Annotated in this window: 14 protein-coding genes; 10 read left to right on the top strand and 4 right to left on the bottom strand. The window is 36.1% G+C overall.

The features are described from left to right. Positions 1-77: 77 nt before the first annotated feature. The 3 genes from GWK10_RS02145 to GWK10_RS02155 all read right to left on the bottom strand — a co-directional run bounded on the left by GWK10_RS02145 (position 78) and on the right by GWK10_RS02155 (position 2,093). Positions 78-677, bottom strand: coding sequence for an LURP-one-related/scramblase family protein (locus tag GWK10_RS02145; RefSeq protein ID WP_164029250.1), 600 nt, complete (start codon positions 675-677; stop codon positions 78-80). An 85-nt stretch (positions 678-762) separates the two neighbouring features. After that, positions 763-1,539, bottom strand: coding sequence for an anti-sigma factor (locus GWK10_RS02150; protein WP_164029251.1), 777 nt, complete (start codon positions 1,537-1,539; stop codon positions 763-765). Then, on the bottom strand, positions 1,536-2,093 hold the full coding sequence (locus tag GWK10_RS02155) for an RNA polymerase sigma factor (protein ID WP_164029252.1): 558 nt from the start codon (positions 2,091-2,093) through the stop codon (positions 1,536-1,538). Before GWK10_RS02155 ends, GWK10_RS02150 begins: the two co-directional genes overlap by 4 nt. Positions 2,094-2,296: 203 nt before the next feature. On the opposite strand from GWK10_RS02155, the gene GWK10_RS02160 reads away from it, so the two are divergent. Continuing rightward, positions 2,297-2,815, top strand: a complete 519-nt coding sequence (locus tag GWK10_RS02160; RefSeq protein WP_164029253.1) for a fasciclin domain-containing protein — start codon at positions 2,297-2,299, stop codon at positions 2,813-2,815. Between the two features lie 74 nt (positions 2,816-2,889). Here GWK10_RS02160 and GWK10_RS02165 read toward each other — a convergent pair whose 3' ends face one another. Beyond that, on the bottom strand, positions 2,890-3,690 hold the full coding sequence (locus GWK10_RS02165; protein WP_164029254.1) for a DUF6503 family protein: 801 nt from the start codon (positions 3,688-3,690) through the stop codon (positions 2,890-2,892). Between the two features lie 112 nt (positions 3,691-3,802). On the opposite strand from GWK10_RS02165, the gene GWK10_RS02170 reads away from it, so the two are divergent. The 9 genes from GWK10_RS02170 (at position 3,803) to GWK10_RS02210 (ending at position 15,235) form a co-directional block, all read left to right on the top strand. Further along, positions 3,803-4,600, top strand: a complete 798-nt coding sequence (locus GWK10_RS02170; protein ID WP_164029255.1) for a TrmH family RNA methyltransferase — start codon at positions 3,803-3,805, stop codon at positions 4,598-4,600. A gap of 51 nt (positions 4,601-4,651) precedes the next feature. Beyond that, positions 4,652-5,887, top strand: coding sequence for a M48 family metallopeptidase (locus tag GWK10_RS02175; RefSeq protein WP_164029256.1), 1,236 nt, complete (start codon positions 4,652-4,654; stop codon positions 5,885-5,887). Positions 5,888-6,043: 156 nt separating this feature from the next. Beyond that, positions 6,044-8,248 (top strand): RelA/SpoT family protein, encoded by a 2,205-nt coding sequence (locus tag GWK10_RS02180; RefSeq protein WP_164029257.1) that lies wholly within the window; start codon positions 6,044-6,046, stop codon positions 8,246-8,248. Between the two features lie 251 nt (positions 8,249-8,499). Next, complete coding sequence (locus tag GWK10_RS02185; protein ID WP_164029258.1) at positions 8,500-8,955, top strand: Fur family transcriptional regulator; 456 nt, start codon at positions 8,500-8,502, stop codon at positions 8,953-8,955. Continuing rightward, positions 8,955-10,226 carry an adenylosuccinate synthase gene (locus GWK10_RS02190; RefSeq protein WP_164029259.1) on the top strand — a complete coding sequence of 424 codons (1,272 nt, stop codon included), beginning with the start codon at positions 8,955-8,957 and terminating at the stop codon, positions 10,224-10,226. Before GWK10_RS02185 ends, GWK10_RS02190 begins: the two co-directional genes overlap by 1 nt. Positions 10,227-10,316: 90 nt before the next feature. Further along, complete coding sequence (locus GWK10_RS02195) at positions 10,317-11,972, top strand: OstA-like protein (protein WP_164029260.1); 1,656 nt, start codon at positions 10,317-10,319, stop codon at positions 11,970-11,972. An 11-nt stretch (positions 11,973-11,983) separates the two neighbouring features. Then, entirely contained in the window at positions 11,984-12,517 is a 534-nt protein-coding gene (locus GWK10_RS02200) for a hypothetical protein (protein ID WP_164029261.1), read from the top strand. After that, on the top strand, positions 12,507-13,682 hold the full coding sequence (locus GWK10_RS02205) for an aspartate aminotransferase family protein (RefSeq protein WP_164029262.1): 1,176 nt from the start codon (positions 12,507-12,509) through the stop codon (positions 13,680-13,682). The genes GWK10_RS02200 and GWK10_RS02205 overlap by 11 nt, the downstream gene beginning before the upstream one ends. 152 nt (positions 13,683-13,834) lie before the next feature. Then, positions 13,835-15,235, top strand: a complete 1,401-nt coding sequence (locus tag GWK10_RS02210) for a tetratricopeptide repeat protein (protein ID WP_164029547.1) — start codon at positions 13,835-13,837, stop codon at positions 15,233-15,235. Positions 15,236-15,265 lie beyond the last annotated feature (30 nt).

The raw sequence follows: 15,265 nt of genomic DNA on the forward strand, positions 1-15,265 counted from the left end.
AAAAATCAAGATATAAGAGAAAAGCTCCAAAGATTGTCAATATTCTTTAGAGCTTTTTATATAATTTCTAGATGACACTACCCTCTTTTTCGTTCTAATAGCACAAGCATCATTAAACTTAACATCAAGCGATGATCATCATCGGCATCTGTCTGTTTTAAGGCGGTAATTTGAAATTTTCTACCGAAGAAAGAAGGTTGTTTTTTCAACTTCATTACTTTTTGGTCCCTCGTATCCGACACGATGTAAGCAGGGTTTGCAAAATATCCCGTGAAAAAATTCAAAATAGGAATTTCTCCCAAAACGCCATCAAGCACTTTTACCCAAGCATTTTCTTCCTGAATGCGGTACTGCAGCTTTTCGTTTTGATCAATCACTTCATAGTTAGCTTTCCAAATCGATTTCCAACCTTTACGAGCAACCTTTCCCAAGTTCGCACCATTAGAAACATCAGTAAACTTATAAGCGGTAGAAAAATCGAGCCATTTATCAGCGTTTATCTTATATAGCTCATGCGATTTCGTATCATTATTATATATGGTAATCGCCTCTTTTAACTTAAACATCTTTTGACGCACATATGCAATAGTATTGCCATTTGCATCAGTAGCTGTAAAATCGTTAGAAAGTGTTGAAATTTTAAAATCGAAGTTAATTGGAAACTTAAGTTCGTTCATGTAACAGGTTATTTATAGTTATAGAGCTAAATGTAACTAAAAGAATTTTATTCGCTAATGTCATAAGACCTATTGACAATAACTTCTATAAGATGATATTGGAAACCAATTGCTCTACTGTAGCATGATCATTACCACCAGCTGGTTCAATGGTAATATTGATGGATGCGGCATTAGGAATGTATTTCATTCTCACCAATTGTTGTTCGGCTGGTACTACACCCATATTAATCATTTCACCATCAACATCGGCCCAGAGTTGATAGTCTTTATCTTTAGGCAATGCCGGCATTCCTTGCGAGTTAATGACCACTTCCATCTCCTCATGGTTTAAATAGACTAATGCTACCGCCTGCGGCATCTTTTGATTGCCCAACAAGCGCAATGGTATTACCCGAGGGTTGTTAACCACATTGTATTGCTGTTGTGTCTGATTTAATTTGCCCTCAATCTCATTTAATTGATTCGACAAGACAACGGCTTCATTTTGACTTTCTATAAGCTGTTTTTTAGTGTTCTGCCACTGTGTAAATAGATATCCAGCCAACGCAATTGCTATAAAAGCAATACTTGCAGCAATAGATAAATAATATGATTTTTTCTTTAAGGGGATGCTTTTTGTCTCTTCTTCCCTAGTAGCTTCAATCGATCTTAGAAGGTTCTTTTTTATCGCTGATGACGGCGCCACAGCATTTTCAAATGCTAATTTTTCAAGATCTTTTTCGATTTGCTCAACTTTCCTTTGTAGTTCCTCATTTTCAGACAATAAAGATCTGACTTGATCTCTTTCATCCTTAGAAAGTTCACCAAGTACGTATCGCTCCAAAATCCCTTCTTCTTCCAAAATATTTCTCTTCTTCATGATACAACCATTTCAATTAAACTAATAAACAACAGTAGTTGTTTTTGGTAGGTCGCTCTCAACTTTTTTAAAGCTTGGCTGACATAGGACTTAAAGGTGCCTAAAGGAACTCCCATTTCTTCATGAGCTTCTCTGTGTGTCAATCCTTTAAAGTAAACCAATTCAATGGCTTCCCTATGGTGTTGGTCTAGTTGATGTATAGAACCTTTCAACTCGCTATAATCGTCTATGGGTTCTGCAGCAGCTTTATTTGTATATACACCCATATCTTCCGTTTGGATGAGCTTTTTCGAATTTCTTATACCATTTAATGCAGTATTTTTTGCAACACGATATGCCCAAGTATAAAATCGCCCTTTTTTAGGGTCATATATTGCGGCTTTATCCCAAATTTTCATGAAAGTTTCCTGAAGCAATTCCTCAGCCAAAACCTCATCTCTACATATTCTGACAATTACACCATTTAGGGCTGGAGCATATTGGTCATACAATAATGAAAGCGCGGTGGCGTCTTTTTCTTGCAATCGTTTAATTAAGCTAAGATCTTCTTCCATAAAAGATGTAATAAATCAAAATTAAGGAATAATTGTTCAATAAACACATTAATAAATGCCTGACCCTATTCTATATTTTGTTTAATAAATTTAGTTAAAAGTTTCACAAAAAAAATTATTACTCATCCATCAATCTCTTTTTGGTGTTTATAAAATTGAAAGCGCTTAACATTCATTTTAATAAACATTAGAAAAACAAAATCATGAAAAAAATTATCGTAACATTCGCATTAATAGCATTCACAGCTGTTTTTAATCAAACTCAGGCTCAAGCTAAAAAAGACATCGTAGATATTGCAGTATCAGTAGATGACTTTTCCACCTTAGTAACTGCCTTAAAAGCAGCCGACCTAGTAGGTGCTTTAAAGGGTGATGGACCATTTACCGTTTTTGCACCAACCAATGATGCATTCGGAAAAATTGATAGTAAAACTTTGAATTCATTATTAGAACCAAAAAACAAATCGACCTTAGCGGGTATTTTGACATATCATGTGGTTTCAGGAAAGTTAATGGCCAGTGATGTGGCTGCGGCCTTAAAGAAAGGAAAAGGCAGTGTAGAACTAACTACTTTAAGTGGTGGAAAACTAACTGCAATATCTAAAGATGGTGGTATCTACTTAAAAGATGCTAACGGCAATTACAGCAAGATCGCTAAAACCGATGTCGCCGGAAGTAACGGAGTAATTCACATTATCGAAAGTGTAGTGATGCCTCAGTAAGGCTTGTTATGGTTGATTGAAAAAGCCCTGATGATTATGTCAGGGCTTTTTGTTTTTTATTCCTATTGATTATGCTACTGCTCAGGAACAACAGCTCCTTCTGGAACTTCAAAAATTTTCGCATCAACAGTTTCTTTTGAAACATTAATATTCGCAAACGTTCTTGTAGAAACGGCTTCTTTTATAGCTCCTTCTTCAACTTTATGCCAAGTCATAGAATTTGGTAAAATTAGTCCACCATGATCTCCCCAATCACTATATCGGATGTATTTAACATTTGTGCTGGTATCGTCTTTCCCAAAAGTAACCGTATAACCTAACCATTGCATTTGCTTAGTAGCTTCATCATAGTACAGAAAGTAATTGTCATTTGGTGAATCACCTATATGGGCATTATAGGAGACCTTAATTCCTGGATAAATCTTTTCTTCAAAAGTAATAGGATCAGCTTTTTCAAAATTAATCCCATCATCTGCCAATACAAAAGGCATGGCATAAAAGTAAAACATCAAATTATGGTAAAAACGAGCGTTCCCTTTATAGGTTCCTGCTTCTTTTTCTAACAACCAGGACTTTGTGCCGTCAAAGCCAATCGTATGTGATGGTGTTTCGATTAAATCATTTCTGCTTTTCAGGTCAATGGTCTGTTTTTCATTCCCATCTTCTTTTACGATCTCAAAAGACATAGAATTCATTTTTTTCCATGTTTCAAGTCCACCATGAGCATTAAAAATCGCAGCTACATCGGCTGGATAGACTTTTGAAGGTTTTACTTTTTCCGCGACTGCAGTTTCAACTGTTGAAGATTCCTTTTGCTCTTGTTTACAGGCGGTAAACATCAATAGCAAAGCCGCTACTAAAATGGTATTTTTCATGTGGTGCTAATTAATTGGTTCGTTATTATTTAATTGCTAACCGCAATTAAGTCGAAATATACACCAATGCATTACGGTAAAATACCGTTATTTTGTGATATTATTTAATAATATGATCAAACGGATAGAAAGCCTACAAAATTCCACCATTAAAGAGGTGGTAACTTTAAAAGAAAAATCTCGGACACGAAAAAAAACGGGAACCTTTCTTATTGAAGGAAGTCGCGAGATAATACTGGCGCAAAAGGGTAACTATCAGCTTGAAACGCTTTTTTATTGTCCAGAATTAAGCTACGAAGACGAATTTGAAGCAATTGACAAACAAGATGTCGAACTTATTGAAATATCAAAAGAGGTCTATCAAAAAATAGCCTACAGAGAAAGTACAGAGGGTATTTTAGCTATTGCTAAATCCAAAGAACACAGTTTAAGCAACTTATCAATTCCAAAAGAAAATGCCTTAATACTAATTGCAGAAGCACCTGAAAAACCTGGAAATATTGGTGCCTTATTGCGCACGGCGGACGCTGCCAATATCGATGCGGTCATAATAGCTAACCCAAAAACTGACTTGTATAACCCGAATATTATACGCTCGAGTGTTGGCTGCGTATTTACCAATCAAATTGCGACTGCAAGCACCGCTGAAGTAATTAATTTTATAAAAGAAAAGCAAATCCCGATGTATGGAGCAGCGTTAACTGCTTCAGTACCATACCATACGATTGATTTTAGGAAATCTACCGCAATTGTTGTGGGTACAGAAGCTTCGGGATTAAGTGAAGAATTCTTACAACACACCGAAAAAAACATCATTATACCGATGCAAGGAGAAATTGATAGTATGAATGTGTCAGTTTCGGCAGCTATTGTTATCTTTGAAGCCAAGCGACAGCGTAACTTTCAATAAGTTAGCTCTCGCCCCCAAACAACTAGCTATACCTAACCTACCCAATATGATATGACTGCTACCTATCTATTTTATTTGATTATTGGCATCCTTATCATCAACTTTTTGATTGATAAAGTGATTAATGCCGTTAATGCCCAACATTTCGAGGACGCTTTACCGGGAGAAATAAATGATGTCTATGATCAGACTGAATATGAAAAATCTCAGCGTTACAAAAAAACAAACTACCGCTTTTCATTAATAGTTTCTTCAATATCTTTTATTGGACTGTTACTATTTTTCTTTTTTGACGGGTTCGCCATAGTCGATGGGATTGCTAGAGGTTTTTCAAATAATGAAATTGTAATAGCCCTCACTTTTTTCGGAATTTTAGTGTTTGCAAGTGATATTATAAGCACCCCGTTTAACTACTACCACACCTTTGTTATTGAAGAGCGTTTTGGTTTTAACAAAATGACTAAAGCCACCTTTTTAATTGACAAATTAAAAGGTTGGCTTCTTATGGCATTTATTGGTGGCGGAATATTAGCATTGATAGTTTGGTTTTATCAGCTTACCAAGGAAAATTTCTGGATTTACACCTGGCTTTTCGTAACAGTATTCAGCTTATTTATGAATATGTTTTATGCGCGCTTAGTTGTACCAATTTTCAACAAACAAACCCCTTTGGAAGATGGTGAATTAAAAGCCGCCATATCTGATTATGCAAAAAAAGTCGGATTTAAACTGAAAAACATTTTCGTTATTGATGGCAGCAAGCGATCTACAAAGGCGAATGCTTATTTTTCGGGATTTGGTCGAGAAAAACGTATCACTTTATACGACACCTTAATCAATGACTTAGATACTGATGAAATTGTCGCGGTGCTTGCACATGAAGTAGGTCATTATAAAAGGAGACATATCATTTATAATATGGTTATTTCTACCTTGTTAACGGGCCTTACTTTTTACATTTTGTCGCTATTCATTAATAGCCCATTATTATCAGAAGCTCTTGGGGTAAGTATTCCGAGTTTTCATATAGGTCTTGTGGCATTTGGTATTTTATATAGCCCGATTTCAGAAATTACGGGAATTGTAATGAACTATGTTTCTCGCATGTTTGAATATCAAGCGGACGATTATGCAAAAGAGACTTATCAACCTGAGCCTTTAATTACTTCGCTTAAAAAACTATCAAAAAACAGCTTAAGTAATCTCACTCCACATCCTAGTTATGTGTTCATGAATTACTCCCATCCGACCTTATTACAACGAGTTCGCAATTTGAGAAACTCATAATATTTTCGAACGGTATTGGATTCGAACTAATAAATCAATTCAAAATTTTATCCTGCAAATTCACCTTTTATCCATTAACTTTTGCCTTTCACCCATTTCACTTATTACACTTCAATAAATCGCAAGTAGTACATCTAAAATCATTATATTTAATATATGGTTGAAGTTGATGTTGAAAAAGAAAACAAAGAAATTGCCAAACAGTATAAAGAGCTTCTCCGAATTAGTTATCAGACTTTAACTGATGCTGATAAAAAACTAATTCGTAATGCTTTTGATATCGCTGTTGATGCGCATAGTGAGCAGCGCCGTAAATCGGGCGAAGCATATATTTTCCATCCCATTGCAGTGGCCAAAATTGTTGCTTCCGAAATTGGTTTGGACGCTACCTCAATCGCGGCGGCCTTACTTCATGATGTCGTTGAAGATACTCCCTATACACTAGCTGATATTGAACATATGTTTGGTGAAACGGTGGCACGTATTGTCGATGGACTCACCAAAATATCGCATCTTAAAAAAGACAAAGATGTATCGATGCAAGCAGAGAACTTTAGAAAAATGCTTCTCACTTTGCACGACGACGTTCGGGTGATTATTATAAAAATAGCCGACCGTTTACATAATATGCAAACTATGGCATCTATGCCAGAGCATAAACAGGTAAAAATTGCATCAGAGACCTTATATATATATGCACCTTTAGCACACCGAATTGGGCTCTACAATATTAAAACTGAATTAGAGGACCTCGGATTAAAATATACAGAACCCAATGTTTTTAAGGACATCCTCGGGAAAATGGAGGATAGTAAAGAAGCGCAGCAGGAATATATCGATTCGTTCACTGCAGTAATTCATGATTCCTTAGAGCGTGAAGGGCTCAACTATCAAATAAAAGGCAGACCAAAATCCGTTTTCAGTATTCGGCAAAAAATGGTCAAGCAAAATGTCTCTTTTGACGAAGTCTATGACAAGTTTGCGATTAGAATCATATATCGATCTGATAGAGCTAACGAAAAATTCCTGGCTTGGAAGATCTACTCCATCGTTACAGACCACTTTAGACCAAATCCCGTGCGACTTCGCGATTGGATCTCGTCGCCAAAATCTACTGGATATGAAGCATTACACATTACCGTAATGGGACCTAAAGGTCGGTGGGTCGAAGTACAAATAAGATCTGAACGTATGCATGAAATAGCCGAAAAAGGCTATGCCGCACATTTTAAATATAAACAAGGTGCTCAAAACGAACAAGGCCTAGACGAGTGGCTAAATCGTTTGCAAGAAGCGCTAGAGGATCCAGAATCAAATGCCGTTGATTTTGTAGAAGAATTCAAACTTAATTTATATGCGAAAGAGATTTTTGTATTCACCCCAAAAGGTGAACTAAAATCACTTCCGAAGGGAGCCACTCCCCTAGACTTTGCATTTAGTATTCATACGGAAGTTGGTATGCAAACCCGAGGTGCAAAAGTAAACGGTAAGCTCGTTCCATTAAGTCATACACTAAATAGTGGAGATCAAGTAGAAATTATTACCTCCAAAAATCAAAAACCGAATTCGAATTGGCTAGATTATGCCCATACCGCAAGAGCACGTTCAAAAATTAAAAGCGTTCTAAATGCAGAGAAAAAAGAAATCGCAGCAGAAGGAAGGGAGTTGTTGCGACGTAAACTAAAACAACTTAAGATCACTTTAAATGAAAGGTCGATTAATGAGATGGTGACATTTTTTAAGTTAAAAACTAGTTTAGATCTTTTTTATCGTGCGGGAATTGGTACCATAGATAACACGAAAATTAAAGAGTTTGCTGCAAGTAGAAATAATGCTTTCGTAAATTTCTTTAAAAACAGAATACGCCGTGGCACCCAAAGTCAGGACATTGACAAAGAAGAGATCACTGCTAAATATGACATGCTCGTTTTTGGTAAGGAAGAGGAAAAACTGAGTTACAAATTAAGCAATTGTTGCAATGCCATTCCCGGAGATGATGTTTTTGGCTTTGTTTCTGTCAACGATGGAATAAAAATTCATAAAAAGAATTGCCCGAATGCGTTGGGCTTACAATCAAAATATGCCTATCGTATTATTCAAGCAAAATGGATCGATTCTTCGCAGCAAGAGTATACGGCAGTTTTAAGAATTTCTGGTATCGATGACCTCGGTTTAGTAAATCAAGTAACCAAGGTAATATCGAGTAATATGCATGTGAATATGAAAAACATCAACTTCACATCTGATGATGGTGTATTTTCAGGTAAAATAACAGTTGTGGTAAAATCGAATACTGAACTTAAAAAGCTAACACAAAACCTTAAGAAAATAGTAGGTATAGAAAAAGTAATCCGTGAATAATCCTGTTCAAAAGTTATACCACTTTAACTTTGAAATGACAGGTATAGAAATTGAATTATTTTTTAGTTATTCAAGGCGAAAAATCTAAGCATAGCATTAGTTACGGTTATATTTTTTAACGAAGAATAGCTAAAAAAGAAACAATTTATTAGGGTTATCTCAAAGTTAAAATGGTATTAGGTTTAAGTTAGCATATAGACACATCTTAATTATGTAATTATAATGTACATTTGTCACTTAGTGCACGTATTATGGTCGAAAACAAAAATCAAGAAATTGTAAAAAACGTATTTACGAAGTTTTTAGAGGATAAAAGCCATCGTAAAACTCCTGAGCGTTTTGCTATTCTTCAAGAAATATATGATAGTGAGGAGCATTTTGACATTGAATCATTGTATATCAAAATGAAAAATAAAAACTATCGTGTTAGTCGTGCAACATTGTATAATACGATCGAGCTATTATTGGAATGTAATTTGGTTAGAAAACACCAATTTGGTCATAATCAAGCACATTACGAAAAATCGTATTTCGACAAGCAACACGATCACATTATACTAACCGACACTGGCGAGGTAAAAGAATTTTGCGATCCTAGAATTCAGACCATAAAAAAAACAATTGAAGAGATATTTGATATCGATATTCACAATCATTCTTTATACTTTTACGGCACTAAAAAATCGACTAACAAACAGACTACATAATGGCGGTAGATTTACTACTAGGATTACAGTGGGGAGATGAAGGAAAAGGTAAAATTGTTGACGTTCTTACAGCAAATTACAATATCATAGCACGCTTTCAAGGAGGTCCAAACGCAGGACACACTTTAGAATTTGACGGAATAAAACATGTACTTCATACAATACCCTCGGGTATTTTTCATGAAAGCGCCATTAACCTCGTAGGTAATGGTGTCGTGATCGATCCCGTAATTTTTAAGAAAGAGCTTGACAACTTGCAAAAGTTTGATATCGACATTCAAAAAAAGTTACTAATCTCTAGAAAAGCACATCTTATTCTGCCAACACATCGATTGTTAGATGCAGCATCCGAAGCCTCGAAAGGCAAGGCCAAAATAGGATCTACTTTAAAAGGTATTGGCCCGACTTATATGGACAAGACTGGTCGAAATGGAATTCGGGTAGGTGACCTTGAGTTGAGCGATTGGAAAACAAGATATCGTACGCTAGCAAATAAGCACGAAGCGATGATCGACTTTTACGATGTCGACATTCAATATGATCTTAAAGAATTAGAAGAAGAGTTTTTTGCGGCGATTCAAATACTTAAGAATCTACAGTTTATTGATAGTGAAGAATACATACATCAAGCAGAGAAAAGTGGCAAAACCATTTTAGCCGAAGGAGCTCAAGGTTCTTTATTAGATATTGACTTCGGGACATACCCGTTTGTCACTTCATCAAATACTACAGCAGCTGGTGCTTGTACTGGACTTGGTGTAGCACCTAATCACATTAAAGAGGTATTTGGAATCTTCAAAGCGTACACCACTCGTGTAGGTAGCGGACCATTTCCAACAGAACTTTTTGATGAAGATGGGAAGACGATGGCAAAAGTCGGCAATGAATTTGGCGCTACCACAGGTCGACCTAGACGTTGTGGTTGGTTAGATCTTGTTGCACTTAAATATGCCGTTCAGGTTAATGGTGTAACCCAACTAATGATGATGAAAGGTGATGTACTTTCTGGTTTTAAAACCTTAAAAGTATGTACTGCATACGAATATAAAGGTAAAAAGATCAAGCACCTTCCTTATAATATTGAAGAAGAAAACGTAAAACCGATCTACACCGAAATGGCAGGTTGGGCTGAGGATCTTACCAAAATGACATCAGCAGATCAATTACCAAATGCCCTAAACGACTATATCGCTTTTCTAGAAAAGGAATTAGAAGTACCTATTAAAATAGTATCTGTAGGTCCTGATCGCACGCAGACAATTCATCGGTAAGTATCGCTAGTAATGCTAAATATTTCCTAATCGCCTAGCATGGGTGGTTGTTTTCATTACTTTTGAATTCGAATACCCGTTTTAAATAAGATGAAACAACACCCATTTCTTTTAATGCTCTTCTGCTCACTTTTGGCATTCTCAATGAATGCCCAAGAAAAAGAACCTGCCAAAATCAGGATTGAGTATGCTGGTTCCTTCGATGTTGATGAAGATAAATTCCCAGGCGCAAGCATTTTTTCTAAAGATGCCACCAAACGGGTAAAGTTTGTTCATGAAGGTGCTGAGTTATTTTGTGATCGAGCAGTATTTTATAAAAAAAGCAACAATCTAAAGGCCTGGGGGCAAGTTATTTTCCAACAAGGCGATACCATTAAACAAACAAGTGGATATATTGAATACAACGGAAATACTAAACTCGCCAAATCTCACACTGACGTAAAACTTACCACACCAGAGCAAACTTTAGAAACGGATACGCTTTACTTCGATCGGGAACGTGAGGTAGCGTATTATCGAAGTTTCGGCACCGTTAAGGACTCTGCCAATGTTTTGACTAGTGATAAAGGACGTTATTTTCTAGCTCAAAAAAAATATCAATTTGTGAGTGATGTGGTGATTACCCATCCTGACTATGTATTGAATTCTGCACAACTCGATTATTATACAGATGCTGGCAATGCTTACCTCTATGGTCCATCGACTATAACTGGAGAAGAGTACAAAATTTATTGCGAACGCGGCTTTTTTGATACTACGAATGACAATGGATATTTCATTAAAAATTCAAGAATCGACTACAATAATCGAATCATTGAAGGAGACAGTCTGTACTTTGATAATATTAGAAAATTCGCATCAGCAACGAACAATATTCAGGTAACCGATACCATTAATGATGGTATTGTACGCGGTCATTATGCCGAGGTATTCAAAGAAAAAGATTCCGTTTTTATCACTAAAAGAGCAGTCGCCATTAACCTTGTTGAGAAGGACAGCGTTTATATTCATGCAGACACCTTAATGGTTACAGGAAAACCTGATCATCGTATTATAAGAGGTTTCTATAATGCTAAATTTTTTAAATCGGATATGAGCGGTAAAGCCGACTCTATTCATGTTGATAACAAAACGGGAATTACTCAATTAATTAGAGATCCAATTATGTGGTCAGGTGAAAGTCAAATGACTGGGGATTCTATCTATATTTTATCGAATCTGGAAACAGAAAAACTGGACTCATTAAAGATTATTAACAACGCATTTATAGTTCAAAAAGACACTTTGAGCAACGATGCTTTTAACCAAGTTCAAGGAGTAAATTTATATGGCAAATTTATCGACAATGCTTTAAGAGATGTCGATGTTGTAAAGAATACCGAAATCGTATATTATATGCGAGAAGAAAGTGGTGAATTGGTTGGCATTGATAAAACTATTTGTAGCACAAAAATCAATTTAATACTGGAAGAAAATCAGATAACTGACATTACATTTTTTACTGATGTCGACGGTGATATGTATCCTGAAGCAGACCTACCACCTAATGCACGCAAGCTTAAAGGCTTTATTTGGCGTGAAGATGAGTGGATTAAAAAGAAAGACGATATTTTCGATGAGGACGATAATAATATAGAACTAGTTAAGATCAGAGGTCTTGAAGAACGGGTTGATATCGATCTAGAACTACCCGGTGAAGAAGAGGAAGAAATCCCAAAGAAAAGTAAGCCGAAAAAGAAAAAATAATCAGGTCCGACATGGCAAATGTTTCATTTTCAGATATTATTGACCAACGATCAGATGAAGCATTATTTAATCTGCTTACCGTAGAGCGTGGCCTTTATAAAAAGGAAGCGATTGCTTATGCCGAAATCGTCTTTCAAAAGAGAGGGTTAGAGCTCAAAACCCTTCAACAAAGTAGTAAGAGGACCACAGACGATTTAGCAACCGAAGTGAAAAATCGACTAAAATATGGCGAGTCAGTCGCACAAATCATTCAGCACTTTAATGCACGTGGTCTTGAATTATCAAAAGAGATTCTTGTCAAGACAAATGAAAAAATAAGAATAGAGAATAACATAGACCTTAGCAGAAAATTGATTGTTTTTATTCCAGCTACGGTCATTTTTGTTATAGCTTGTATTACCCATTTAATATCTCAATCTATCTACAGAATTGGCATGGGAATCTTTTTTTCGATTTTAAGCATGGCAATGCTAAGGATAATTTATCGACTTTTGAAGAGAAAAACACCACAGCATAGGCTAGAGACAACTCAAATTGAAAAGTGATTTCCTAAAATATCAAGCACAGACCACCCCGCATCCACTTGCGATGGAAATTAGTCATGCCAAGGGTTCTTATATATTCGACACCAACCAAAACAAATATCTCGATTTTGTAGCCGGGGTATCGGCCAGTAGTCTGGGTCATTCGCACCCAAAAGTAATAGCTGCTATAAAAAATCAGCTAGATAAATATATGCACGTAATGGTCTATGGCGAGTATGTGCAACAACCAGCAGTCGATCTTTCAAAATTACTCGCCGAAATACTGCCAGATAATCTAAATAAAACCTATTTGGTAAATAGTGGTACTGAAGCGATTGATGGTGCTATGAAATTAGCGCGCCGTTTTACAGGCAGAACGGAGATTCTAGCTGCAAAAAATGCCTACCATGGTAATTCGTACGGCGCACTCAGTTTAATGACTCATAAGGACCGTACAGCACCCTTTCAACCAATGGTTGGTGATATTGGACACATTCGTTTTAATTGCTGGAATGATATTCAAAAAATAAGCACAAAAACAGCTGCCGTCTTCCTAGAAACTATTCAAGGGGGTGCCGGATTTATTGAACCTCTCCCTGGATATTTAAAAAAGGCCAAAGAACGTTGTGAAGAAGTAGGTGCCCTTTTAGTCCTTGACGAAATTCAACCTGGAATGGGACGCACTGGAACTCTTTTTGGTTTTGAACATTATGGGATAATACCGGATATTTTAGTGATTGGAAAAGGACTAGCTGGTGGAATGCCAGTTGGGGCATTCATCGCTTCAGAGGATATCATGGATAGCCTTTCAGACAATCCCAAACTAGGACATATTACAACCTTTGGTGGGCATCCTGTAATTGCAGCAGCGGGGCTTGCAACACTACAAGAAATTACCTCTTCTAATTTAATTGAAGAAACAATCATTAAAGAACAACTCATTCGCAAAAAACTTAAACACCCACTTATTAAAGAAATAAGAGGTAAAGGTTTAATGCTCGCACTCATTTTAGAGTCACCAGAACAAGTAAACCAACTTATTTTAAAGTGTCAAGACAAAGGTCTAATCTTGTTTTGGTTGCTTTTTGAACCAAAAGCAGTGCGTATTTCACCTCCTTTAACCATTTCCAATGATGAAATAATCGAAGGCTGTCAGATAATTCTCAGCACCCTTGACAAGCTGTAAAACCTACTATTTATGGCATTTCATTTGTTACCAACAATGGTTATTTTCAATGGTCATGTTAATTAATTTGTTAAAAACTACGAATTCGGAAATCTGATACAGGCGTATTGAATACTACATTTATAATTGTAGAAAAGCCTAACCCAGCGCATATGCAATTTAGTCCGAACGAAGATCATAACATTTCCTTATCGAAGTTCGAGTCCATGCTAAAAACTAACACTGTTTTTTTCTTTGATTCATTAGAATTTGAAGATATCATACACTACTATCTTGACACTGGTAAAATAGGCTTGGCAAAAAAGGCCATCAAAATAGGTTTAGAACAGCATCCCGACGCCATTAATCTTAAGCTTGCAAAAGTGGAATTAATGGTATTTGAAAATAAGCTCGATCTGGCCGAACAATTGCTAGACGAATTATTCGCTTTAGAATCTTCAAATGAGGAAATCTACATTCAAAAGGCCAATATCTACTCTAAGAAAGATGAACATTATAAGGCTATTGATCTTTTAAAAATGGCATTGAGTTATGCTGAAGATGAAGCTGATGTATTTTCATTAATAGGAATGGAATATCTTTTTGTGGAAGATTATCAGGCATCAAAAGAATATTTCATGAAGTGCCTTGAAATAGATCAACAAGATTATGCTGCACTTTACAATGTCATTTATTGCTTTGAATTCCTAGAAGATTATGACGGTGCCATAGAATATCTGAATATATTTTTAGATAGTAATCCCTACAGTGAAGTCGGATGGCATCAGTTAGGAAAGCAATACTATACCAAGAAAATGTATCAAGAAGCCCTTACTGCATTCGATTTTGCGGTAATTGCTGATGATACCTTTATTGGAGCCTATTTTGAAAAAGGAAAGGTACTTGAAAAGCTTGGGCGCTTAAATGAAGCGATAGAAAATTACGAGATCACGCTTCACTTAGACGATCCTACATCATTTGCCTATTTGCGAATGGGACAATGCCACGAAAAATTAGGAAACGACACCCTGGCTGTCGATTTTTATTATAAAACCGTTCATGAAGATCCACTTTTAGACAAAGGATGGACTGCCATAACAGACTTTTATTATCGTAAAAAGGATTATACAAAGGCATTAGATTACATCAATAAAGCCATCGCTATCGATGACAAAAATGTAATGTATTGGAAACGGAATGCCGAACTGAATAAAAAACTTCACTTTTACGAAGAAGCTGACATCGCATATCAAAAAACAATTGAGCTAGGCAATTACGAACTCTCTACATGGATTTCCTGGACCGATATTCTATTGCATCTAGGCGAATATAGTTCTGCCGTGCAAACCTTGTATCAGGCCGCTGAATTTTACCCTGAGCATGCTGAAATCGAATATCGACTAGCTGGCGTTCATATGATGCTATCGAATACCACAAAAGCACAATATTATTTAAAAAACGCCTTGATTATTGATGCGGAATATTTGAATATTGTTGAAGAATTGTTTCCAAATACATTCGATAAGGCATCGCTAAAAAGCATCATCCTTACCTACAAAAAAGCATCATTTTAAGCGCTTAATAAATAGTTATATTTGCTAGCT

This window comes from Spongiivirga citrea, from assembly GCF_010671565.1.
Taxonomy (GTDB): domain Bacteria; phylum Bacteroidota; class Bacteroidia; order Flavobacteriales; family Flavobacteriaceae; genus Spongiivirga; species Spongiivirga citrea.